Origin of the sequence: Caballeronia sp. LZ062, assembly GCF_031450785.1 — a bacterium.
Lineage (GTDB): Bacteria > Pseudomonadota > Gammaproteobacteria > Burkholderiales > Burkholderiaceae > Caballeronia.
Genome location: NZ_JARTWB010000001.1, coordinates 790,852 through 813,641, shown reverse-complemented (window position 1 = coordinate 813,641; position 22,790 = coordinate 790,852). Strand labels below are relative to the sequence as shown.

Annotated in this window: 20 protein-coding genes; 13 read left to right on the top strand and 7 right to left on the bottom strand. The window is 65.5% G+C overall.

The window, feature by feature from the left end; translation table 11 throughout:
• Positions 1–14: 14 nt before the first annotated feature.
• The gene (locus tag P9239_RS03845) at positions 15–2,030 is read left to right on the top strand and encodes an AI-2E family transporter (protein WP_309749164.1); all 2,016 of its coding nucleotides are present in this window, start codon (positions 15–17) and stop codon (positions 2,028–2,030) included.
• Here the strand turns inward: P9239_RS03845 and P9239_RS03840 are convergent.
• The 4 genes from P9239_RS03840 to P9239_RS03825 all read right to left on the bottom strand — a co-directional run bounded on the left by P9239_RS03840 (position 2,027) and on the right by P9239_RS03825 (position 6,046).
• Entirely contained in the window at positions 2,027–2,260 is a 234-nt protein-coding gene (locus tag P9239_RS03840; RefSeq protein ID WP_309749163.1) for a hypothetical protein, read from the bottom strand. The genes P9239_RS03845 and P9239_RS03840 overlap by 4 nt on opposite strands.
• Positions 2,261–2,369: 109 nt before the next feature.
• Positions 2,370–3,161: a 3-hydroxybutyrate dehydrogenase gene (locus P9239_RS03835; RefSeq protein ID WP_309749162.1), complete on the bottom strand. Its 792-nt coding sequence runs from the start codon at positions 3,159–3,161 to the stop codon at positions 2,370–2,372.
• A 56-nt stretch (positions 3,162–3,217) separates the two neighbouring features.
• Positions 3,218–4,417 carry a GNAT family N-acetyltransferase gene (locus P9239_RS03830; protein WP_309749161.1) on the bottom strand — a complete coding sequence of 400 codons (1,200 nt, stop codon included), beginning with the start codon at positions 4,415–4,417 and terminating at the stop codon, positions 3,218–3,220.
• A 228-nt stretch (positions 4,418–4,645) separates the two neighbouring features.
• The gene (locus P9239_RS03825) at positions 4,646–6,046 is read right to left on the bottom strand and encodes a GntP family permease (RefSeq protein WP_309749160.1); all 1,401 of its coding nucleotides are present in this window, start codon (positions 6,044–6,046) and stop codon (positions 4,646–4,648) included.
• A 276-nt stretch (positions 6,047–6,322) separates the two neighbouring features.
• Here P9239_RS03825 and P9239_RS03820 point away from each other — a divergent pair, with 276 nt between their 5' ends.
• Both P9239_RS03820 and P9239_RS03815 read left to right on the top strand, forming a co-directional pair.
• The gene (locus tag P9239_RS03820) at positions 6,323–7,765 is read left to right on the top strand and encodes a sigma 54-interacting transcriptional regulator (protein WP_309749159.1); all 1,443 of its coding nucleotides are present in this window, start codon (positions 6,323–6,325) and stop codon (positions 7,763–7,765) included.
• A 94-nt stretch (positions 7,766–7,859) separates the two neighbouring features.
• Positions 7,860–8,114 carry a hypothetical protein gene (locus P9239_RS03815; RefSeq protein WP_309749158.1) on the top strand — a complete coding sequence of 85 codons (255 nt, stop codon included), beginning with the start codon at positions 7,860–7,862 and terminating at the stop codon, positions 8,112–8,114.
• 10 nt (positions 8,115–8,124) lie between these two features.
• On the opposite strand, the gene P9239_RS03810 is transcribed toward P9239_RS03815, so the two are convergent.
• Positions 8,125–8,694 (bottom strand): lipocalin family protein, encoded by a 570-nt coding sequence (locus P9239_RS03810; protein WP_309749157.1) that lies wholly within the window; start codon positions 8,692–8,694, stop codon positions 8,125–8,127.
• 461 nt (positions 8,695–9,155) lie between these two features.
• Here P9239_RS03810 and P9239_RS03805 point away from each other — a divergent pair, with 461 nt between their 5' ends.
• The 3 genes from P9239_RS03805 (at position 9,156) to P9239_RS03795 (ending at position 11,255) form a co-directional block, all read left to right on the top strand.
• On the top strand, positions 9,156–10,130 hold the full coding sequence (locus P9239_RS03805) for an AEC family transporter (protein ID WP_309749156.1): 975 nt from the start codon (positions 9,156–9,158) through the stop codon (positions 10,128–10,130).
• A gap of 140 nt (positions 10,131–10,270) precedes the next feature.
• On the top strand, positions 10,271–10,405 hold the full coding sequence (locus P9239_RS03800; protein ID WP_309749155.1) for a hypothetical protein: 135 nt from the start codon (positions 10,271–10,273) through the stop codon (positions 10,403–10,405).
• Between the two features lie 298 nt (positions 10,406–10,703).
• Positions 10,704–11,255, top strand: a complete 552-nt coding sequence (locus tag P9239_RS03795) for an NADPH-dependent FMN reductase (protein WP_309749154.1) — start codon at positions 10,704–10,706, stop codon at positions 11,253–11,255.
• Positions 11,256–11,320: 65 nt separating this feature from the next.
• Here P9239_RS03795 and P9239_RS03790 read toward each other — a convergent pair whose 3' ends face one another.
• Positions 11,321–12,679, bottom strand: coding sequence for a hypothetical protein (locus tag P9239_RS03790; RefSeq protein WP_309749153.1), 1,359 nt, complete (start codon positions 12,677–12,679; stop codon positions 11,321–11,323).
• A 93-nt stretch (positions 12,680–12,772) separates the two neighbouring features.
• On the bottom strand, positions 12,773–15,022 hold the full coding sequence (locus P9239_RS03785; RefSeq protein WP_309749152.1) for a response regulator: 2,250 nt from the start codon (positions 15,020–15,022) through the stop codon (positions 12,773–12,775).
• Positions 15,023–15,780: 758 nt separating this feature from the next.
• Between P9239_RS03785 and P9239_RS03780 the strand changes: the two genes are divergently transcribed.
• The 7 genes from P9239_RS03780 to P9239_RS03750 all read left to right on the top strand — a co-directional run bounded on the left by P9239_RS03780 (position 15,781) and on the right by P9239_RS03750 (position 22,773).
• The gene (locus P9239_RS03780) at positions 15,781–16,149 is read left to right on the top strand and encodes a response regulator (protein WP_309749151.1); all 369 of its coding nucleotides are present in this window, start codon (positions 15,781–15,783) and stop codon (positions 16,147–16,149) included.
• Positions 16,142–16,765 (top strand): chemotaxis protein CheC, encoded by a 624-nt coding sequence (locus P9239_RS03775; RefSeq protein ID WP_309749150.1) that lies wholly within the window; start codon positions 16,142–16,144, stop codon positions 16,763–16,765. The genes P9239_RS03780 and P9239_RS03775 overlap by 8 nt, the downstream gene beginning before the upstream one ends.
• Before the next feature lie 12 nt (positions 16,766–16,777).
• Positions 16,778–17,719, top strand: coding sequence for a diguanylate cyclase (locus P9239_RS03770; RefSeq protein WP_309749149.1), 942 nt, complete (start codon positions 16,778–16,780; stop codon positions 17,717–17,719).
• 212 nt (positions 17,720–17,931) lie between these two features.
• Positions 17,932–18,780: a presqualene diphosphate synthase HpnD gene (gene hpnD, locus P9239_RS03765; protein ID WP_309749147.1), complete on the top strand. Its 849-nt coding sequence runs from the start codon at positions 17,932–17,934 to the stop codon at positions 18,778–18,780.
• Positions 18,780–20,066: a hydroxysqualene dehydroxylase HpnE gene (gene hpnE / locus P9239_RS03760; RefSeq protein WP_309749146.1), complete on the top strand. Its 1,287-nt coding sequence runs from the start codon at positions 18,780–18,782 to the stop codon at positions 20,064–20,066. Before hpnD ends, hpnE begins: the two co-directional genes overlap by 1 nt.
• Complete coding sequence (gene shc / locus P9239_RS03755) at positions 20,066–22,045, top strand: squalene--hopene cyclase (protein ID WP_309749145.1); 1,980 nt, start codon at positions 20,066–20,068, stop codon at positions 22,043–22,045. The genes hpnE and shc overlap by 1 nt, the downstream gene beginning before the upstream one ends.
• Positions 22,042–22,773, top strand: a complete 732-nt coding sequence (locus P9239_RS03750; RefSeq protein ID WP_404980142.1) for a phosphorylase — start codon at positions 22,042–22,044, stop codon at positions 22,771–22,773. The genes shc and P9239_RS03750 overlap by 4 nt, the downstream gene beginning before the upstream one ends.
• Positions 22,774–22,790: the final 17 nt, after the last annotated feature.

Below are 22,790 nucleotides of genomic sequence, written 5' to 3'. Positions count from 1 at the left end.
ACGAGCCGACCCTCATGCCTCCACTTCCCGGCCCGCGCCGGCCTCCCGCTAAGATCCTGCCGCCCGACGCGCCGGGCCTGCGCGCGCTGGCGTCGCTGGTGGCAGTCGTCGTCGTGATCTGCGCCCTGTACTTCGGGCGCGCGGTGATGATTCCGATCATCCTCGCCATTCTCTTGAGCTTCCTGCTCGCGCCGTTCGTCGACTTCCTGCGGCGGCTGCGCTTCGGGCAGGTGCCGTCGGTGATCGTGGCGGTGGTCGTCGCATTGTCGGTGCTCACGGCTGTCGGCGCGTTGATCGGCGCGCAAGTCGCGCAACTCGCGGGCGACTTGCCGAAGTATCAGGTGGCCGTCGAGCGCAAGGTGGACAGCATTCAGCGCATGACAGTCGGCCGCGCGGACGCGTTTCTCGGACGCGCGTCGCGTGCGCTGAAGCGTCTGTCGCCGGCGCGCGAACAGGAGCCGCGCGCGAACGAGGACAACGCGGCCGCATCGCCTATCGATCAGCCGATGCCCGTGGAAGTGCACGAGCCCGCGCCGTCGCCGCTGGAACTCGCGCAGCGGTTCCTGTCGCCCGTCATCAGCCCGCTGGAAACCACCGGCATCGTGCTCGTGGTCGCGGTGTTCATCCTGTTGCAGCGAGAAGACTTGCGCGACCGGCTGATACGCCTGTTCGGGTCGCGCGACCTGCACCGCGCGACGACCGCGATGGACGAAGCCGCGCGCCGCCTGTCGCGCTATTTTCTTGCGCAGTTGGGCATCAACGTCGGCGTGGGCATCGTCATTTCCATCGGGCTCGCGGTGATCGGCGTGCCGGGCGCGCTGCTCTTCGGCGTCATGACGGCGCTCCTGCGCTTCGTGCCTTACGTCGGGACGTGGATTGCCGCGCTGGTCGCGGTCATCTTCGCGGCGGCGGTCGGGCCGGGCTGGACCATGCTCATCTGGACCATCGTGCTGTACGGCGCGACCGATATCGTGGCCGGGCAGATTGTCGAGCCGCTCTTATACGGCCACAGCACGGGGCTTTCGCCGTTCGCGGTGATCGTCGCGGCCATCTTCTGGAGCTGGATCTGGGGGCCGATCGGGCTCGTGCTCTCGACGCCGCTCACGCTCTGCCTCGTCATTCTCGGGCGACACGTGGACCGTCTCGAATTTCTCGACGTGCTCTTCGGCGACCGGCCCGCGCTGACACCGGCGGAGAACTTCTATCAGCGGCTGCTCGCCAACGATCCCGACGAGGCGCTCGTGCAGGCGGAGTCGCTGCTGAAGGACCGGTCGCTGGTGGCGTATTACGACGAAGTCGCGCTCGAGGGCCTGCGCCTCGCCCATAACGACGTGCTGCGCGGCGTCGTGACGGCGGACCAGTTGAAGCGCATCAACGAATCGGCGCTCGACATCATCGAGGGACTGGAGGACGCGGAGGACGTGACGCCTGCCGTTCAGCGCAAGGAAGAGCCGCTCGTGAGCCTTACCACGCCCGACGAAATAGCCGCTGTCGCCTCCGAATCGCCGCCCGAACGCTTCGACGCGGGCGCGGAAGGGCATACCGCGTCCGTGCTGTGCATCGCGGGGCGAAGTCCGCTCGACGATCTGGCCGCGACCATCGCGGTGCAGCTTTTCCGCAAGCACGGGCTCGGCGCGGATTTGACCGGCTACGAGCGGTTCTCGCGCGGACGCTTTGGCGAAGTGGACCTTGCCGGCGTGACCATCATCTGCGTCGTTTCGTTCGATGCCGCCGAATCGCCGCCGTATCTGCGCAATCTTCTCCGACGGCTGCATCAGCGCGCGCCCGCTGCTGAACTCATCGTCGGGCTCGTGGTCGCGGAAAGCCCGCTGCAAGGCGAGGTGCTCGTGCGCACGAGTTCGGCGGCGGTCTCGTTCAAGGAACTGGTCGATGCCTGCGTTGCGGCGGCGCGCCGCCAGTCCACCGATGGCGTGTCGTGGGCCGGGCTCGATTCGCAGGCGTCCGCGCCCGCGGTCGACGACCGCAGCCGCGCCGCGCAAGATGACGTGCCGGCGTTGCGCAATGCCTAGCGATTGCCGTCGAAGAGATCGTTGAGCATGGTGTCGAAGGAAGCCTGAGCGTCTTCCAGTTCTTGCAGCGCGGCGTCGAACGTCTGGAGCGCCATCTGCGAAGGCCGGCCGTCGCCTTCCGGCGGAAACTGCTTTTGCAGCGCGATGAACGCGGACTGCACCTGCCGCGTCGCGTTGACGATACGTTCCATCGCTCGCGCTTCTTCCGCGCGATTGTTCTCAGCGGTCATCGGAGACACTCCTCGTTGGCAATGTCCCGATAGTACCAAGCGCCGCCCGCTTGAAGACTACGCCGTCGCTGCGGCGTGATCGTTGGTCGCGGCGCGACGCCGCTCGCCTTTACTGCGCGCTCCATCCGCCGTCGATCTGCAATGCCGAGCCGCGCATCTCGCTCGCCGCGTCCGAGCAGAGGAACACGGCCATGTCGCCGATCTGCTGCGGCGTGACGAACTGCGCGGACGGCTGCTTTTCGCCAAGCAGTTTCGCGCGGGCCGCATCGGGCGAGAGCGATTCGCGGGCGGCGAGATCGTCGATCTGTTTCTGCACGAGCGGCGTCAGCACGAAGCCCGGGCAGATGGCGTTCACGGTGACGCCCGTGCGCGCGTTCTCCAGCGCGGCCACTTTGGTGAGGCCGAGAATGCCGTGCTTCGCCGCGACATACGCCGACTTGCCGGCCGAGCCGACCAGCCCGTGCACCGACGCGATGTTGATGACGCGGCCCCAGCCGCGTTCGCGCATACCGGGCAGCGCGACGCGCATGGTATGGAACGCGGAACTGAGATTAATCGCGATGATCGCGTCCCAGCGCTCGACCGGGAATTCGTCGATGGTCGCGACGTGCTGAATGCCCGCGTTGTTCACGAGAACATCGAGCGCGCCGAAGCGCTCCGTCGCAAACGCGATCATCGCTTCGATTTCGGCGGGCTTCGTCATGTCGGCGTTGTGGTGGACGGCTTTGACGCCGGTCGCCTCGATTTGCGCGAGCGCGCCGCTGACGTCGCCGAAGCCGTTCAGCACGAGATTGGCGCCCGCTTGCGCGAGCGCCGTGGCAATGCCGAGCCCGATGCCGCTCGTCGAGCCGGTCACGAGTGCGGTCTTGCCGGCGAGTGTTTTTGCTGCGGACTGAATCATGAGCGGTTTCCTTTTTCTGTAGCTCTACGGGTACGACTAGTATCTTTCAGTGAATCTTATTCGTTCTCGCGCGTGGCCGGCGCTTCGGCCTTTCGCACGACGCGATGCACGACGCGCATGGCGCGTTCCCGCGTCTGTTTAACGAATTGCTTCGTCATATAACCGGTTTGTCCCCACGGCGTGGCGAGCGCCATAAACGAAGAAGTCGGATACGACTCGCCGCCACTCCACGACGTTTTATAACGCTGCTCACCGGGACCGAAGTCGAAATCGAGATTATCCTCGAAAGCCCATTTCACGCATTCATCGACGAGAATGGTGCCTGGTGAGTATTTTTTCAGATTCATATCGTAAGTGATCGCGATCAGATAAAAGGTATCGCGATTCCATGAAACGATATTCGCCGCGACCGGCTCGCCGTTGAATGTCATGACAAAGAGCCGGAATATTCCGGACGCTGCTGCGGGGCCGGAAAGAAGGGCTTTCCAGAAACTGAGGCTGGCGTCGGAGAATGTCCATAGACTCTCCCCGACTTTCTCGGTTGCCCATTTTCGCTTTTGAACCACGAACCATTCGATGAACGATTCGAGGCGCGGGTCTGAAGCGTCGATCAATTCGACTGTGAACTGACCGTCCTTGGCGAGTCGCCGTTTGAGGTACTCCGGCTTGGTCTTCTCGCGTCCGGACCGCGAGCGGCTGAAAGACTCCCAGTCTTGAACGCTGCGCAACGCCGCATAAGGCGTGGGATCTTCCTCCTCACGACGGATAACCGCTTGGCGCGTAACGCACGCATAAAGCGGTGAAGCCTTGCGAATGCGCCACAACTCGAAAACGTCCGCCCGCGTGGCGCGCACAGTCTCTTTGAAAACCGCATCGACGATACTTTGTGCGTCGTTTTCGGGGGCGACCAGGATGTCGCTCGGCGAACGGTTTTGCGGTGTCAGCGCTTCGGCGAATTTCCAGCAACTGCGATACGACACGAGCAATGGCCACACTGCAACAAGTTTCCCGTTACGCCGTGCAACGACGCAATGCGGTTTTCGCCTTGTACCGATGTGTTCGCACATCAGACTGTTATAGCAATATTCGAACGACTGGAAATATTCGCCATTAGCCAGGCGATATAACGCACTCCATTCTGCTTCGATCGCCCGAATGCTTTCGGAATCGCGGTAATGCTGGAAAGTGAGAGACCGGTCGATGGAAACCGGAATATTCGCGCGGGAGACTTCGTCTTTTTCAGGAGTCAGATTCATGTAGAAACCCGCGAATTGAATGTTCCTGATTAAGCGTGAGCACATGCTCTCGCTGAATGGCGCTGTCGTCCCGCCCCTACTTCAAGCGCTGGTCGGTCGAAGCCAGAAACTGGCGCAGTAAATACTAAATGAGCGACTATGTGGCGGTAATAAGGGTTAACCTGTTCGTTTTATCCAGACGAATTCAAAGTGAATGGCCGCGCCACGCTGCGGCCATTCGCCAAATCGTTACACGATGCCCGTCGCGTAGTACACGCCGATGACAAAGAAAACCGCCAGCGTCTTGATCACAGTCACCGCGAAAATATCGCGGTACGACTCGCGGTGCGTCAGGCCCGTCACCGCAAGCAGCGTGATGACCGCGCCGTTGTGCGGCAGCGTGTCCATGCCGCCGCTCGCCATCGCGACCACGCGATGCAGCACTTCGAGCGGAATATGCGCGGCTTCCGCGCCCTTGATGAAGACGTCCGACATGGCGGCCAGCGCGATGCTCATGCCGCCCGATGCGGACCCGGTGATGCCCGCGAGCGAACTGACGGAGATTGCGGCGTTGACGAGCGGGTTCGGGATGCTTTTCAGCGCGTCCGAGACGACGAGAAAGCCCGGCAGCGCAGCGATCACGCCGCCGAAGCCATATTCCGACGCCGTGTTCATCGCAGCCAGCAGCGCGCCCGCGACGGCGGCGCGCGTGCCCGGCGCGAAACGCTCCTTCACGCGCGGGAACGCCGTCACGAGCACAAGCAGGATGCCGAGCAGCAACGCGCCCTCGACCGCCCAGATCGCGATGACCGGCTTGATGGCCGTGGTCACCGGCGTGTGCACGCCCGGCAGCGCAGCCGGCGCGACGGTATAGCTCGCGCCGTACCACGTCGGAATCCAGCGCGTGAGGAAGAAGTTCGCGACGCCGACGAGCACGAGCGGCGCGACCGCGAGCAGCGGATTCGGCAGATTCGCGGACTCGACGCGCTCCGGCTCGTTCACGAGCGAGGTGCCGTAGCCTTCGCCTTTCGCCATCGCCGAGCGCCGGCGCCATTCCAGAAACGAAAGTCCCACCACGATGATGAACACCGACCCGATCACGCCCAGCCACGGCGCGGCCCAGCCGGTCGTCTTGAAGAACGTCGTCGGAATGATGTTCTGAATCTGCGGCGTGCCGGGCAGCGAATCCATCGTGAACGAGAACGCGCCGAGCGCGATGGCGCCGGGCATCAGCCGCTTCGGGATATTGCTCTGCCGGTACATTTCCGCCGCGAACGGATATACGGCAAACACGACCACGAAGAGCGACACGCCGCCATAGGTGAGCAGCGCGCACACGGCGACGATCACCGCATTGACGCGCGACTTACCGATATAGCGGATCGCCGCAGCGACGATGGACTCCGAGAAGCCGGACAGTTCGATGACCTTGCCGAACACCGCGCCGAGCAGGAACACGGGGAAGTAGAGCTTGACGAAGCCGACCATCTTCTCCATGAAGATGCCCGAAAACACGGGCGCGACGGCGGCGGGATCGGTCAGCAGGACGGCCGCGAGCGCGGCGATCGGCGCGAAAAGAATGACGCTGTAGCCGCGATAGGCGGCCAGCATCAGGAACGCCAGGGCGGCGAGCACGATGAGGAACGACATTGAGTCTCCGTTAATGGTTGTTCTCTGAACTTCGTCCGCGGCCGTTTTGTGCGGGCCGTCGGCGGGCGGAACGATGCAGCTTCCGTGCCAATGACGGTGCGAACGCGGTCGGCGCCCTTTGGATGGCGGCGCAACGAGGCGGACGCGGACAGATCGTCTCTATTCAGAGACGCCGGGCTTGCGAACGCACACGCCCGCCTGGGAAAACGAGGCTGTGTGCTGTCTCTAGTTTGAGATACGCTGTCGCCCATTAGAGAAAACGGAGACACCGCGCCCATGCGCAACGACTGGATCAACGTGCCGGCGGACTACAGCGACGTCATGCGCCGCGCGATGGAATCGCTCTTCAAGACGTTCGAAAACCTGAGCGAAGGCACCTTTATCGTGGATGCGGATGCCCGTGTCGTCTGGATCAACAAACGTTATGCGGCGCGCTTCGGCTTCTCGGACCCGACCGACGCCATCGGCTTGGATTGCGAAGCGGTCATCCCGAACAGCCTGATGCGCGAAGTGGTCGCGACCGGCAAGCCGATTCTTCTCGACGTGCTCGAAACGGACCGCGAACCGCTGGTCGTCACGCGCCTGCCGCTGAAGGACGATCAGGGCGCGACGGTCGGCGCAATCGGCTTCGCGCTCTTCGACGAGATGAAGGCGCTCACGCCGCTTTTCGCGCATTACTCGCGCGTGCAGCAGGAACTGATCGCGACGCGCCAGTCGCTCGCGCAGGCCCGGCGGGCGAAGTACACGTTCGCGAGCTTTGTCGGCACGAGTCCGGCGAGTTTCGAAGTGAAGCGGCAGGCGCGCCGCGCGGCGCTGGTCGATTCTCCCGTGCTGTTGCTCGGGGAAACCGGCACGGGCAAGGAACTGCTCGCGCACGCAATCCACGGCGCATCGACGCGCGCGGCCAAGCCGCTCGTCACGGTGAACGTCGCGGCGATTCCCGACACGCTGCTCGAAGTCGAATTCTTCGGCGCGGCGCCCGGTGCCTACACCGGCGCGGAACGCAAGGGGCGCGTCGGCAAATTCGAGCTGGCCGACGGCGGCACGCTTTTTCTGGACGAAATCGGCGACATGCCGCTGCCCTTGCAGGGCAAGCTTCTGCGCGTGTTGCAGGACAAGGAGTTCGAGCCGCTCGGGTCGAACCGCATCGTGCGCGCAGACGTGCGCATCATCGCGGCGACCTCGGCGGATTTGCCGGCGCTCGTCGCGGCGGGGCGCTTTCGCGCCGACCTGTTTTATCGGCTGAACGTGCTCACGATCCATGCGCCGCCTTTGCGCGAGCGTTTAGGCGATATCGAAGCGCTCGCCTACGCGATCCTCGAAGATTTGTCGGGCGAAGCGCGCACCGGACGCGTTCGCCAGTTCGTGCTGCACGACGACGCGCTGCGTCTCCTGAGCGCCTGCGCGTGGCCCGGCAACGTGCGCGAGCTGCGCAACACGCTCGAACGCGCGCTGATGCTGTCGGACAGCGAACATATCGATGCGCGCGCGCTCGCCCCGTTCATCGACTCGAAACCGGCCGCGCTTCCTGCGTCAGCTGACAAGGCTCAATCGGCCGCGCCCGTGCCCTACGCGCAGGCGATGAACGACTTCGAGCGCCGTTTTCTCGCCGACGCGCTGCGCGCGAGCGGCGGGCGCGTCGCGGAGGCGGCGCAGCGCATCGGCATCGGGCGGGCGACGCTCTATAAGAAGATCGCGGCGCTCGGCATCGACGTGTGATTCGGCGTTATGCAAAATCGATGCGAAAGCTTCGCGTGGCATACTCGCGGAACATCGAAATAACAAATAACGACCTGAAAACAAGGGGTGCGGGATGAAGCTCGGCAAAGCAATCGGCCTTATCGTCATGCTCGCCGGAAGCGCGTGGGCGCTAGGCGGATGCAGCAGCGCGCCGCCGCTTTTTTCCGCCGACGGCCGGCCCACGCAACTCGTCACGTGCCCTGCATACGGCGGCTGGCGTCTGTGCACCGATAACGCGAAGGTCGCGTGTCCCGCCGGCTACGACGTCCTGGATCAATCGAGCGACAACAACCAGAACTCGCTGCTGGTCGCCTGCAAGGCGAATTGAGCGGGCCGGTTCAGTCGTGCTGCGTTTCGCGCAGCATCGTGGTGTCGTAGCCTAGCGCGGCAGTGCGGACGAGCAGCGTGCGGCGCAATTCCGCCGAAGGGCGCGCCTCGCGCGTGAGAATCCAGAGATAGCGGCCCGTCGGTTCGCCGACGATAGACCACGTGTAGTCGTCCGCGTGATCGAGAATCCAGTAGTCGCCGACGTAGAACGGCCCGAAAAACGACACCTTGAGTTTCGTCCCGTTCGATCCCGCGACGACCTTCGCGCGTCCCTCCGCCGAGCGGTAGCGGCCCGAGAGACTGCCTTCGCGACAGGCGTTGACCACTGAAATGAGACCGTCGGCGCGCCGCGCATAATTCGCGGTGACGGCTTCGCAGTTGCGCTCGAAGCGATTCTCGTAGCGCGCGAATTCAAACCAGTGGCCGAGATAGCGGTCGAGATCCACGGCCTTCGACGGCTCCGGCACGTGCTCGTTGCCGCTGCGCTTCGCGCCTTTTAGTCCAAAAGCGGCGAGCGCACCGATACCCCCGATTGCTAGCAGCGCCGCTGCGCCATACGCCCAAGATCGTCCAGATTTCATTGGCTCTTTCGTGTGTGGGAGAACAAAAGAGAAGCAATGACCGTTCCGACACACCGCATCCCGCAAAACCTCACCTTTGGAGCGCGCGGCGCGGCGACGTGAGGGGCTGCTGGGCCGCAAGCCGTTGCGGATATTGGCCTTTTTCGAGCGCGCGGCGGTCGGCAGCCGACGCGTTCGGCATCTCCCGAAACGTCTCACCTCAAATGCAACTGCGCCCGCAAGTTGAACGGTGCGCCTACGCACCGCCAATTCAATGCCAAACCCGCGCAAACCGCGATGCGTCTGAAATCAACGGCTTGCAATCGATAGTGAAAGCTCTGTCATGCGTAGCGTCGGCCGCAAAGTGAGCCTGCGTTGCACAGCCGCGCTCACCATCCACCGGCTCCCGAAACGTCTCACCTGTCCATCTGCGAGTATGCTTGCCGCTCTTTCGATTCGGCTCGCGCGCCACCGCTCTTTCCATGCCATCGCCGGTTCATTCGTTTGCTGCGTTTATCTCGTCGCTGCTCGGTCCCCTCGTCTCGATCATCCTGCCCGTGTTCGGTCTTATCGCCGCCGGTTACGCGTGCCGCAGGCTGAACAAGCTCGGACCGACGGCGGCCTCGGAACTGAATCGCTTCGTCGTCTATCTCGCGCTTCCGGCGCTGCTTTTCGACATCATGGCGAGAACGCCGCTCAAGATGCTCGATCAACCGGCGTTCATCGCGGTGTTCGGCGTCGGATCGGCGGTCGTCTTTGCGCTGACGCTCGGCGTGCGGCTGATGCAGGCGCGCCCGCTCGCCGACGCGAGCATCGACGGCCTGAACGCCGCGTATCCGAACACGGGCTTTGTCGGCTTGCCGCTGTGTCTGCTCGCGTTCGGCAAGGCGAGTCTCGCGCCCGCCGTCATCGCGACGATCATGACGGTTTGCGTGCTCTTCGGCATTGCTATCGTGCTGATCGAGCTCGGTTTGCAGACCGGAAGCGGCATCGGTGCGACCCTGTGGCGCGTGACGAAGTCGCTCGGCAAAAATCCGCTTCTCATCGCCCCGCTTGCAGGCGCGCTGATGAGCGGCAGCGGCATCGCAGTGCCCGAAGGCGGCGAGGCGCTCATCAAGCTGCTCGGCGGCGCGGCGAGTCCGTGCGCGCTGGTCGCGCTGGGGCTTTTCCTCGGCGCAAAGGGCGAGGCGCGCAACGCGCAGACGACGAGCGCGCTCGTCGTGCTGAAGCTCCTGGCGCAGCCGCTTCTGACGTGGTGGCTCGCGTTTCACGTGTTCACTTTGCCGCCGCTGTGGGCCAAGACAGCCGTGATCCTGAGCGCGCTGCCGACGGGCACCGGCCCATTCATGCTCGCGGAGTTTTATCGGCGCGACGGCAGCGTCACCTCGAGCACCATCCTCTTCTCGACGATGCTCTCGCTGGTCACGGTCACGCTTTGTCTTGCCGTCATGCTGTGAAGCCGCGGTAGCCGGTCGATTATTGCAGTGCCGGCAACAACGAGTTCGGTTTCGACCGCTTTTTCCGCTATGCCCGCGCCGCTAAAGTTCGCTTCGACCGGTCCGACCGGTCGGTCAACGAACTCACTGGAGGCATCACCATGAAGCGCATTCTTTCCATCGTCGCCGCGTCCTTCGCTCTTTTCGCCGCAGCCGGCGTCGCGCAGGCGGCCGATTCGCAGCCGTCCACGTGTCAGGGTCCTGCCTCGCAATGCAACGTCTTCTTCGGGCAATGAGAGTCGATCACGTCGCGCTGAAGCGGTTTTGTTTCGTTCCTGAATCGAAAAATGAAGGCTCGCGGGGGTTTTTCGGACTTATCCACAGTTTCTGTGGATAAAGGTGGGGATAGCTGGCCGCAAAGCGAGTATTCATGCGGCGCGGGCTGGACTGCCCGATTGATCACAAAAATGGAGCGATGCCATGCAGCGGCGCTCGGGTGACGACCGCCTGAGGTTGGGCCTATGATGTGCTCTCGCGTCGGTTACAGATGATGTATCCGTTGTTCAATCTCATCCTTCGACGGGGGAAGATGTCATGGCGTACAAGATCGCACTGGTCGTGGGCAGCCTGCGTAAGGAGTCATTCAACCGGCAGCTCGCGCACGCGCTCGAATCGCTCGCGCCGAGCGATTTCACCTTCGAGCATCTGGACATCGGCAGCTTGCCGCTCTACAGCCAGGAATACGACAGCGACTTCCCTGAAGCCGCGCGCACGCTCAAGCAGAAGATATCAGAGGCCGACGGGCTTCTCTTCGTCACGCCCGAGTACAACCGCTCGATTCCCGGCGTGCTCAAGAACGCGCTCGACTGGGGCTCGCGGCCGTGGGGACAAAGCGCGTGGGGCGGCAAGCCGGGCGCGGTGATCGGCACGTCGGTGGGCGCTATCGGCACGGCGCTCGCGCAGGCGCATCTGCGCAGCGTGTGCGCGTACCTCGACGTCGCGCTGATGGGTCAGCCCGAGATGTACATCAAGCACGACGAGAAGCGCATCGACGCGAACGGCAACATCGTCAGCGAAGACACGCGCAAGTTCTTGCAGACTTTCATGGACAAGTACGTGGCTTGGGTGCGTGATTTCGCGAGTTGACGGGTTCCCAAAACGAAACGGCCCGCGCAAGCGGGCCGTCGTCGTTTGCAAGGAGCGTTCAGCCGTTACGCGTGATGTCCGGTCACGCGATCCCAGCCGTGACGAATCGCCGCCTTGAAGCGGTCCCACGTGTCGCCTTCAGGGTGGCGGCTTTCCCACTCGCGGCGCATTTCATATTCCATCTGATCGTCCCACGCGCGATTGCGGAAGCGCTCGTCGTTGCCGAGCGTCGCGCCGTAACGATACGCGCTCTCATAGTCCTCGTACGGCTCGCCCGTCGTTGCGTATTTGGTCGCGTAGTCGGCGCGGAAGTCTTCCTCGTAGTCCATGTATTCGTTCGGCACAGTGCGCGGGCCGAGCGGCACCGCAGCCTGCGACGCCGCCGACGTGCCGATGGGATCGCCCGCCGCGCCCATCGCGGGCATCGACTGGGACTGCACTTGACTCTGCATATTCATTTGCTGCGGCTTCGCCGGTTCGTCGAGCGTGCTCAACGGTTCGATCGAGTCGATGGAGCGCCAGTCCGTGTTCGGATCGACATGCACGCCGGTCAGCGGATCGGTCTGCGTCTGCGTCTGTGCGGCGCTCGCCGCCGGCTTCGTTTCGACCTGCTCGTACTGCGTCGTCGATGGCTCCGGCGTGCCGCGCTGCGGGCGCGTGGCCGGCAACAGCGGATCGTCGGCGGGATCTGTCACGTAGTCGCGCGAGGTCAGCGTCGCCGGATCGGTGCGCGTGAAGGCTTCCGCGCCGGTTTCGCTGCCTATGCCGCCGCCCGCCGGGGTGCGCGGCTCGCCGATCGGGTCGAGCAGCGGATCGCCGAGCGGCCCGGCGAGCGGGTCGATCACGGGCTGCGCGACCGGATCGGCGGCGGCATCCGTGCGCGGATAAGCGCGAGCGCGCGGCACGTCGGTGCGCGGCGGATTCACGGGATCGCGGCCCGGCACGGCGCTGCCGCGTCCGAGACCGAGTTCGTCGAGAATCGAGTGATCGCGATCGTCGGTCGACACGGGCGGCGTCGCGGCCGCGCCGTGCGAGAGCGTGGACCAGCTCGCCGCGCGTTCGTCGATGTCGATGGCGCCGCAGTCCGTGAGCGTCGTGCGCGCGATGTCGGCTTGCGCTTCGCTCGGTGTATCGACGGCGACGAGCACCGCGCCCCGGCGCACCGCCTCCGAGTAATGCGCGACTTCCGGCGGGTGATCGCGTCCGCCGAAGAGCATGCTGAAGAATCGCTCGATGTTCGCGAGCACGCCCGGCTGCGCGTGCGTCTCGGCGTCGGGCATGGCTGACGGCTGCGCGGCGTCGTCACGCTTCGGGTTCGCCTGAAGCTCGATATCGCTGCGCGCGAAGCCTGCGGTGACGAGCGCCGAGCGCGCATCTTCGGCCTCTGCGTAGGTATCGAATACTCCGATGACGGTGTGTCGCATGGTCGTCTCCTCTCGGTGAGCGGGATCCGCGGATCGGCAACGCCGGGTTGCCGCACATGCGGTCGCTTGACGCAACAGTCGTGCCGGGGTGCGTCAGCGATCGACCGAACGCGTCGCCTGATCTTCGCCGATGCCGCGCAGCAGCGAGTCGAGCAGAGCGACGTCGAACGGCTTCGCCAGCACGCGCGCATCGACGTGTCGCGCCCGGTCGAGTTCTTCCGCGTAACCGGTGACGAGGATCACCGGAATGCGCGGCTCGAACCGCTGCAAGCGTTCGGCGAGATCGATGCCGTTGAGCTGTCCCGGCATGTAGATGTCGGAGAGCACGACATCGAACGGGAAGTCCGATAGCGCCGCGTCGTCGCGCGCCCTTTCGAGCAGCGTCATGGCCGTGTCGGCGTTGAACACGTGCGTCACACGATGGCCCATCATGGTGAGCAGCGCCTCCGTGCCGGCGGCGACCTCCTCGTTGTCTTCCACGAGCAGCACACGCAGGCCGTCGGCTTCCTGCGGCGTCGCGACCGCTTGCTCCGGCTCGGCGCGCGGGGCGTCGGCCTGTGTCGCGCGCGGCAGATAAAGCCGCACCGCCGTGCCCGCGCCGATGGCGCTGTCGATAGTCGCGAGCCCGCCCGCGCGCTCGCAAAACGCAAAGACCTGCGGCAAGCCGAGGCCGGTGCCCATGCCTTTCGGCTTGGTCGTGAAAAGCGGCTCGAACGCGCGGGCGAGCACGTCCGCACTCATGCCGACGCCCGTGTCTTCGAGCGAAATCTGCACGAATTCGCCGATGAGCGGAAAGCCGTCCTCGTGACGGAAACGCACGTTGTCCGCGCGCACGGTGAACGTGCCGCCGTTGGGCATCGCGTCGCGCGCGTTGACCGCCACGTTGATGAGCGCGAGTTCCAGTTCCGCCGGATCGACGCGGATCGTCCACACGTCCGCCTCGACCTCCGAGTGCAGCGCCACTTTCGCGCCGAGCGACGCGCGCAGGAGTTCGCGCTCCGTCGTCACCCATTTACCGATGCCGATCACTTCGCTGCGCAGCGGTTGCTTGCGCGCGACGCCGAGCAATTGCCGCGTGAGCGACTGGCCGCTCTTCAGCGCGCGCTCCATCGCCGAGAGTTCGCGGTCGAGGCCGACCGGTGCGCGCCGTCGCGCGATCTGCACGTTCGTGGAGACGATCATCAGCAGATTATTGAAATCGTGCGCTACGCTGCCGACCAGATTGCCGAGCGCCTCCATCTTGCGCGCCTGGCGGTAGGCGGATTCGATGGAGCGGCGCATCGACGCTTCGGCCTGCCAGCGCTCCCACGCTTCTTCCTCGATGGCGAGCCGCCGCAGCGACTGGCCGATCACGCCCCACAGCACGACGCACGGCGCGAGTATCGAAAGCGCGAGCACGGTGAGATGCCGGTACCACTCCGCCCGGATGGTCTCGATGGGAAAGCCGCTCGACACATAGAGCGGGTAGCTGCCGACCCGGCGAAACGCGACGATCTTCAGCTGGTTGTCCAGCCCCGAGACCATCTTGAGCACGCCGTTGCGCGTTCCCGCGCGATACGCCTCGCGCAGCGGCGAGCTTGCCGCGAGCGCCATCTTCGTGGACGGGCGTTCCGGATACCACGCGAGCACTTCGCCGTCGGCGCGGGTGAGACCGAGGGACAAGGTCGGGCTGTCGCCGAGCAGTTCGTGATAGAAGGCGTTGAAATAGGTTGGGCGCAGCGCAATCGACACCATGCCCGCGAACTGGCCGTCCGCGGTGCTGCGCGCGACGGCGGTATTGAACACGCGCTCGCCCGCAACCTTGCCTAGCATGACGCGCGAGATTTGCGTGAGCCGGCCATCGGCGCGCACGCCGGCGAAGTCCTCGCGCGTGCCGACGCCCACGTCGGGTGTCGGCCAGGCGCGGCTCGTGGCGAGCAGCTTTCCCTCGGGGCCGAACACCGAAGCCGCTGCGACTTGCGGATAGCTGCCGATCATCTGCTTCAGGCGCGCGTGGATGACCGCGTCCTGGCGGCGAATGGCGTCGGTGTCGAGATCGTCGAGCAGATCGACGATGCGTTGGTTCAACGTGACGTTGAGGTCGAACACCTTGAGCGCGTGCTCTTCGGCGATTCGCGCATTACGGGCGACGGCTTCCGAGGCGCTGGCTACGCGCGCCCGGTAATCAGAGATGGCGGTGAAGGCGAGATAGACGCACGGAAGCACGACTGCCGCGACCAGAAGCGCGTAGAGCGTCCAGCGCTGCGCGGCGAAGTTGCGTTCGGGAACGACTGGAAAAGGCGGTTCATCCTGCCGCGATGCGGTGGCAGGCTCGGCGTCGTGCTCCTCACGTTGCAGCGTCATTTTGGCAGCGAAGTGGAAAACTTTACTTGAGCGTTGGCGGGTCCATCCGTTCGCCGTCGAAAGGATGGGGCGCGCACGGTGTAACCGGGTCTGGCACGCATGAAACGTGCCATTGATCCCTGCGCGCTCATGCTCGGGGCTCAGCGAACGCACGTGCGACAGAAGTTAGCGATATTTTCGGCAGCGCAAACGTACACACAAGTAACGAATGCCAGGCCGTTGCTCCCTTTTCGGAACGGATTACTCACTGCGCATCTTTTCGTAGTATGAAAATCCCGTCGACGCGCCAGTGTGAGTTGCTTTTGCATCCTCCGAGGCCGACAATGCATTCTTCCGATCAATCTGCCGTCAGAGCGGGTGTCGGATACGAACAGCTTGCGGGGCGCGCCGCCAGGCAGAGCCTGAGACAACGGAAGTACAACGCAAGTCGAAAGCCGCGCGGCGCGCAAAAAACAAAAGGCCAAGGTCCGAGGCGGCTCGCCGTCCGGACGACGCACAGGGCAAGGCAACATGACGCCGAAGCAAACGCTCGGGTACGCGCTCGCCGCGGACCGATCTTTCGCGCCGAACCGAAGCGCGCCGAAACAGGCGCACGCTCACTCGCCTTCAAGCTCGCTCGCGCCCGCGAGCGACGGCAGCGGACGAAAGCGCCGCCTCTTTCCCTAAAGATTTCCCGCGCGGCGCCGTAAACGCCTACGAGAGCATGCCGTGTAGGTCATGTTCCCGTCCGATACGAACGCTCACCGATTCGACCGACCATGCCTTTGCCGATTGTCATTGCCGATGATTCCCTGCTCGCGCGCAAGGTGCTCACGCGCGCACTGCCCGAGGACTGGGACGTCGACATTTCCTACGCGACGAACGGGCGCGAGGCGCTTGCGCTATACCGCGCGGGCCGCGCATCCGTCATGTTCCTCGACCTGACGATGCCCGACATGACCGGCTATCAGGTGCTCGACGCCTTGCAACACGAAGACCTGAACTCATTCGTGATCGTCGTTTCCGCCGACGTCCAGCCGCTCGCGCAGGAGCGCGTGCGCGCGCTCGGTGCCATCGCGTTCCTGCCGAAGCCCGTGACGCCCGAGGCGCTGCGTCCCGTTTTGAAGGAGTACGGTCTCCATGGTTGAACCCGCCCTCAACGAAGACCAGCGCGACGCGCTGCAGGAAGTCGCCAATATGGCGATGGGTCAGGCTGCGACGCGTCTGTCGAAGCTGCTCGGCACGTTCATCGAGCTGTCGGTGCCGCGCGTGCGTGTGGTGAGCGTGGCGGACGCGTCGGCGGCGCTGCGGGAAATGACGGGCATCACGGATTCCGTCACCGCCGTGCGCCAGGGTTTTCGGTCCGACATCAAGGGCGAGGCGATCGTGCTGTGCAAAAGCGGCAGCGTGGACGACCTGTGCGCGCTCGTCGACGATCCTTACACCAAGTCCACCTACGAAGCGACCACGCGCACCGAACTCGTCTTCGACGTCGCGACGGTGTTGATCGGCGCGTGCGTGTCGTGCATTCTGGACCGCCTCGGCCGCTCGCCGATCTTCTCGCCGCCCGGGATGCTCGGGGCGGAACTCGCGCTGGAGGAGGTGTTCCAACCCGCGATGCTCGCGTGGCGAACGTCGCTGCTGCTGGAAGTCAACTTCGCGCTGGAGGACCACAGCTTCCGCGCACATCTCGTGATGCTGATGGCCGAAGACGCCATTGCGCATCTGAACGAAGCGCTTGACGCGCTCCTCTCCAGCTTCTGACGCCGCGCCGACATGGAAGAACTGCGGCATGTGTTGAGCGAACTGGTGATCGAGCGCGTAGGCTTCGGCATCTTCGTGCTGGACCGCGATCTGAACGTGCTCATGTGGAACCGCTTCATGGCAGACCACAGCGGCAAGACGGCGGAGCAGGTCACGGGAAAGTCGATCTTCACGAACTTCCCCGAACTGCCGCGCGTATGGCTCACGCGCAAGATCGAAAGCGTGTTCCAACTGGGCAGCTTCGCCTTCAGTTCATGGGAGCAGCGGCCGTATCTCTTCAAGTTCGATCACGACCGGCCGATCACCGGCGGCGTCGACTTCATGCAACAGGACTGCACGTTCATGCCGCTCACGCACGAGCGCGAAGTGCGCGCCGTCTGCGTGACGATTTCCGACGCCACGCACGCCAGCATGATGCAGCGCGCCCGCGATGAAGCCGTGGCGAAGCTCCAGGAATTCGCGGACCGCGACGGCCTGACCGGAATTGCGAACCGGCGCTATTTCGAACTGCGTATGCGCGACGAATTCTCGCGCTGGCAACGCTACGGCGGCGATCTCGCGATGCTGCTGTTCGATCTGGACCACTTCAAGCGCATCAACGACGAACTCGGCCATCTGGTCGGCGACACCGTGCTGCGCGTGATGGCCGAGCGCGTCGCGGCGACCGTGCGCGTGCAGGATGTGTTCGGGCGCTTCGGCGGCGAGGAGTTCGCGCTGCTTTTGCCGTGCACGAACTTCGACGACGCGATGATCGTCGCGGAGAAAGTGCGCCGTTCCATTTGCGAGACGCCCATCGACGTGCAAGGCGCGCGCGTGCCGGTGACGGCGAGCGTCGGCGCGGCGTGCGCGCGGCGCGAAGTGACGTCGTCTTACGAGGCGCTCATCAACGAGGCCGACGCCGCGCTCTACGTAGCGAAGCGCGAAGGGCGCAACCGGTCCGTCGGCTTCGCCTGATCGAGCCGCGCACGCCGCCGCGAGGCGCAACCGCCGCGAATCATTGGTATACTCCTAGCCGCTTCCGGCGCAGTTCGCAGCCGGCGCGCGCCGGCTGTCTCCTCCGATCACTTCCTCTTGGCGCCACGTCGTTTCCGCGCGCTTCACGGGATCGTCGGAACCGGCGCCCGATCTCTTAATTTGCCCTTGGGGGCGCCACAGCGGAGTCCGTCTTGGCCGTTTCCAATTTCATCGCCGACGAAACCACCACCGACGCCGCGAAGGCATCGTCGGGAAGTTCGTTCTATCTCGCCATGCGCATCCTGCCGGCTGCGCAGCGGGACGCGATGTACCAGATCTACGCTTTCTGCCGCGCGGTTGACGACATCGCCGACGAAGGCGCGCTGCCGCGCCGCGAACGCGCGCTCGCGCTCGAAGCCTGGCGCGAGGATATCGACGCCTGCTATCGCGGTGCGCCCAAGCGCGCGCTCGAACCGCTCACGCGTCACATCCACGCGTTCCACCTTTCTCGCGACGACTTTCACGCCGTGATCGACGGCATGGCGATGGACGCTGCCGGCGACATCGTCGCGCCGGACGAAGCCACGCTCGACCTGTATTGCGACCGCGTGGCGAGCGCGGTCGGGCGGCTGTCGGTGAGGATCTTCGGGATGCAGGAGGACGCGGGGCGGCGGCTCGCACATCATCTCGGGCGCGCGCTGCAACTGACCAACATCCTGCGCGATATCGACGAAGACGCCGCCATCGGCCGCGTCTATCTGCCGCGCGAGCTGCTCGCACGCGAAGGCATCGCAACGAGCAATCCGGTGGCGATCGTCGGCGATGCGCGGCTGCCGCGCGTGTGCGCGGTGCTCGCCGAGCGGGCGAAAGGCCACTACGCGCAGTCCGACGCGATCATGGCGGCGTCGCCGCGTCACGAGGTGCGCGCGCCGCGCATCATGTCGGCGGCGTACCGCACGGTGCTCGACGCGAACATCAAACGCGGCTTCGACCTGCCGCGCACGCGCGTGCGCACGCCGCGTGCGCGCCTGCTGTGGATCGTCGCGCGCAATCTTCTCTGATGTCCCGGACCGTACACGTCGTCGGGGCCGGCTTAGCCGGTCTCGCCGCCGCAGTGGAGGCGCAGCGGCGCGGAGCGCGCGTCGTCCTGCACGAATCCGCGCCGCACGCCGGCGGCCGCAGCCGCTCGTACTTCGACGCGAAGCTCGGCATGACCGTCGACAACGGCTGTCATCTGCTGCTCTCGGGCGATCACGCGACGCTCGCTTACCTGCGCGCCATCGGCTCGGCCGATAACGTCAGCGGCCCGACGCAGCCCGACTATCCTTTTCTCGACGCGGCGAGCGGGCAGACGTGGACCATCCGCATGTCGCCGGGACGTCTGCCGCGCTGGCTCTTCGACGCCGAAGCGCGTCTGCCCGGCACGCAGCCCGCCGATTATCTGCCCATGCTGCCGCTCTTCTTCGGCAAGCCCGGGCGCACGGTCGAGGCATCGATGCGCGCGCGGGGCCGCGTGTGGGATTTGCTCGCCCGGCCGCTGTTGCGCACGCTGCTCAACGCCGATCCGTCCGAAGCCAGCGCGACGGTCGCCTCGAATCTGCTGCGCGAAACGCTGGCGGCGGGCGGTCAGGCGTGCCGGCCGCTCATCGCGAAGAACGGGCTCGCGCATGCATTCGTCGAACCGGCGCTCAGGCTTTTGCAATACGGCGGCGCGGATATCCGGCTGGGGGCGCGGGCGACGGGCATCGGCTTTTCGGGCACGGATTCGAAGGAACGGTTAAGCTCGCTCGCTTTCGAGGGCGCGGGCGAGCCTGTCGCGATCGACGCGAGCGATGGCGTCGTGCTCGCCGTGCCGCCCGACGCGGCGCGCTCGCTCGTGCCGGATGTCGTCGCGCCGGACGCATTCCGCGCCATCGTCACGGTGCACTTTGCCGTGGACGTACCGGTCGGTTCGGCAAGCGCCGAGCGGCTGACGTTCTTCGTGAACGGCGCGGCGGACTGGCTCTGCGCGGGCGATGGCCGGCTCACCGCGAACATCGTCAGCGCAGATCGGCTGCTTTCGACGCCGCACGAAGAAATCGCGGCGGCCGTCTGGCGCGACGTGGCGAAAGCCGTGCGCCTGCCGCCGGTGCCGATGCCGCCGTGGCAGGTCATCGCGCAGGAGCGCGCGACCTTCGCGGCGGTGCCCTCGCAGGAAGGCTTGCGGGCCGCGACGCGCACGCGCTGGCCCAATCTCACGCTCGCGGGCGACTGGACGGCCACCGGCCTGCCCGCGACGATCGAAGGCGCAATCCGCTCCGGCCAGAAGGCCGCGGATGTGCTGTTGAACCCATCGATGGAACGCTGATGAACGATTTATCCCTGTCGGCCGTGGGCGCGCCGGTGTCGAATGCCGCGCTGGACCATGCCGTCACCCACGCCACCGACGCGCTGCTCGCGGCGCAGTTTCCCGAAGGCTACTGGCTCTACGAACTCGAAGCGGACGCAACCATTCCCGCCGAATACGTGCTGCTCGTCCATTATCTTGGAGAGACCGCTGACGAAAAGCTGGAAGCGAAGATCGGCCGCTATCTGCGCCGCATCCAGCGCGACGATGGCGGCTGGCCGCTCTTCACGGACGGCGCGATGGACGTCTCCGCGACCGTGAAGGCGTACTTCGCGCTGAAGATGATCGGCGATTCGCCCGACGCCGAGCACATGCAGCGCGCGCGTCGCGCCATTCTCGCGGCGGGCGGCGCGGAGAAGGTCAACGTCTTCACGCGCATTCTGCTCGCGCTCTTCGGCGTGGTGTCGTGGCGCGCGGTCCCCATGATGCCCGTCGAAATCATGCGGCTGCCGATGTGGTTTCCATTCCACCTGTCGAAGGTGTCGTACTGGGCGCGAACGGTGATCGTGCCGCTGCTCGTGCTGAACGCGAAGCGGCCGGTGGCGCGCAATCCGCGCGGCGTGCGCATCGACGAAGTGTTCACCGACGCGCCCGTCAACACCGGCATGCCGGAGCGCGCGGGGCACCAGAGCCGCGGCTGGTTCACGTTTTTCCGCGCGGTCGATACCGTGCTGCGCGCGACCGATAGCGTATTTCCGAAGGCCGGCCGCGAGCGCGCGATCGCCGAAGCCGTCCGCTTCGTCGACGAGCGGCTGAACGGCGAGGACGGCCTCGGTGCCATTTTCCCGGCCATGGCCAACGCCGTGATGATGTACGACGTGCTCGGCTATCCGCCGGAACATCCGAACCGCGCGATCGCGCGCAAGTCGGTCGACAAGCTGCTCGTGATCGACGAAGCGGACGACGGCGAGGCGTACTGCCAGCCGTGTCTGTCGCCGGTTTGGGACACGTCGCTCGCTGCGCACGCATTGCTCGAAACCGGCATGCCGAAGGCGCGCGCCGCAGTCGCACGCGGGCTCGAATGGCTGCGCCCGTTGCAGATTCTCGACGTGCGCGGCGACTGGATCTCGCGCCGGCCGAACGTGCGGCCGGGCGGCTGGGCGTTCCAGTTCGCAAACCCGCACTACCCGGATGTCGATGACACCGCCGTCGTCGCGATGGCGATGGAACGCGCGGGCCGCGAGAACGGCACGCCCATGTTCGACGAGGCGATTTCCCGCGCGCGCGAATGGGTCGTCGGGATGCAGAGCAGCGACGGCGGCTGGGGCGCGTTCGAGCCGGAAAACACGCAGTACTACCTGAACAACATTCCGTTTTCGGATCACGGCGCGCTGCTTGATCCGCCGACCGTCGATGTATCCGCCCGCTGTCTTTCGATGCTCGCGCAACTCGGCGAAACGCCCGGGAACAGCGAACCGGCGCGCCGCGCGTTCGACTACATCGTGAAGCATCAGGAGCGCGACGGAAGCTGGTACGGGCGCTGGGGCATGAACTACGTGTACGGCACGTGGTCGGCGCTCTGCGCGCTGAACGCGGCGGGCGTCGCGCCTTCGGACTCGCGCATGAAGCGCGGCGCGGAATGGCTCATCGGCATCCAGAACGCGGACGGCGGCTGGGGCGAGGACGGCGAAAGCTACAAGCTCGACTATCGCGGCTACGAACAGGCGCCGAGCACGGCGTCGCAGACGGCGTGGGCGCTGCTCGGCCTGATGGCGGCGGGACTCGTGGAGCATCCGGCGGTCGCGCGAGGCATCGACTATCTGATTCGGACGCAGCAGGCGCACGGCCTGTGGGACGAAACGCGCTTCACCGCGACGGGCTTCCCGCGCGTGTTCTATCTGCGCTATCACGGCTATCGCAAGTTCTTCCCGTTGTGGGCGCTCGCGCGTTACCGCAACCTCACGCGTGAAGGCGAAACACGCGTCACGGTGGGCATGTGAACGCAACGGACGCACGTTCGGCCGCGCTTTCGCGTCCTTTGGCCGGCGCGCCGGTCGTCGCGGTGACGGGCATGGCGTTCGAGGCGAAGATCGTGCGCGGACGTGGCGTGGATGTCGTGTTTGCCGCGCGATCCGACTGGCTCGAGCGCGCGTTGTCCGACGCCGTTGCGCGCGGCTGCTCGGGCATCATCAGCTTCGGCACGGCGGGCGGGCTTGCGCCGGATCTCGAGCCGGGAACGTTGATCGTCGCAGAAAGCGTGTCGGGGCCGTTCGGCACCTTGCCGACCGATGAGGCGTGGTCGGCGCGCATCGTGGATGCGCTCGCTGGCACGCCGCTCGCGCGGAACCTACGCTGTGGTCCGATGGCGGCCGTCGCCGCGCCCGTCACGAGCGAGTCCGACAAGCGGTCGCTGCATTCGTCGACGGGCGCACTCGCGGTCGATATGGAATCGCATATCGCGGGCGCGATTGCGACGGCGCGCGGCTTGCCGTTCGCAGTGTGCCGCGCAGTCGTCGATCCGGCGTGGCGCACGCTGCCGCGCGCTGCGACCGCCGGCTTGCGTGACGACGGCACGACCGCCATCGGTCCGATCCTGCGTGAACTGGCGCGCCAGCCGTCGCAGATCGGCGCGCTGCTCCAACTCGCAGGCGATGCGCGCGCCGCACGCTCGACGCTCGTTCGGGCGCGTCGTGCGCTGGAGAAGGCGCGGGCACTTTCCTTCGCTTAGTTCTTGCATTTTTCGGG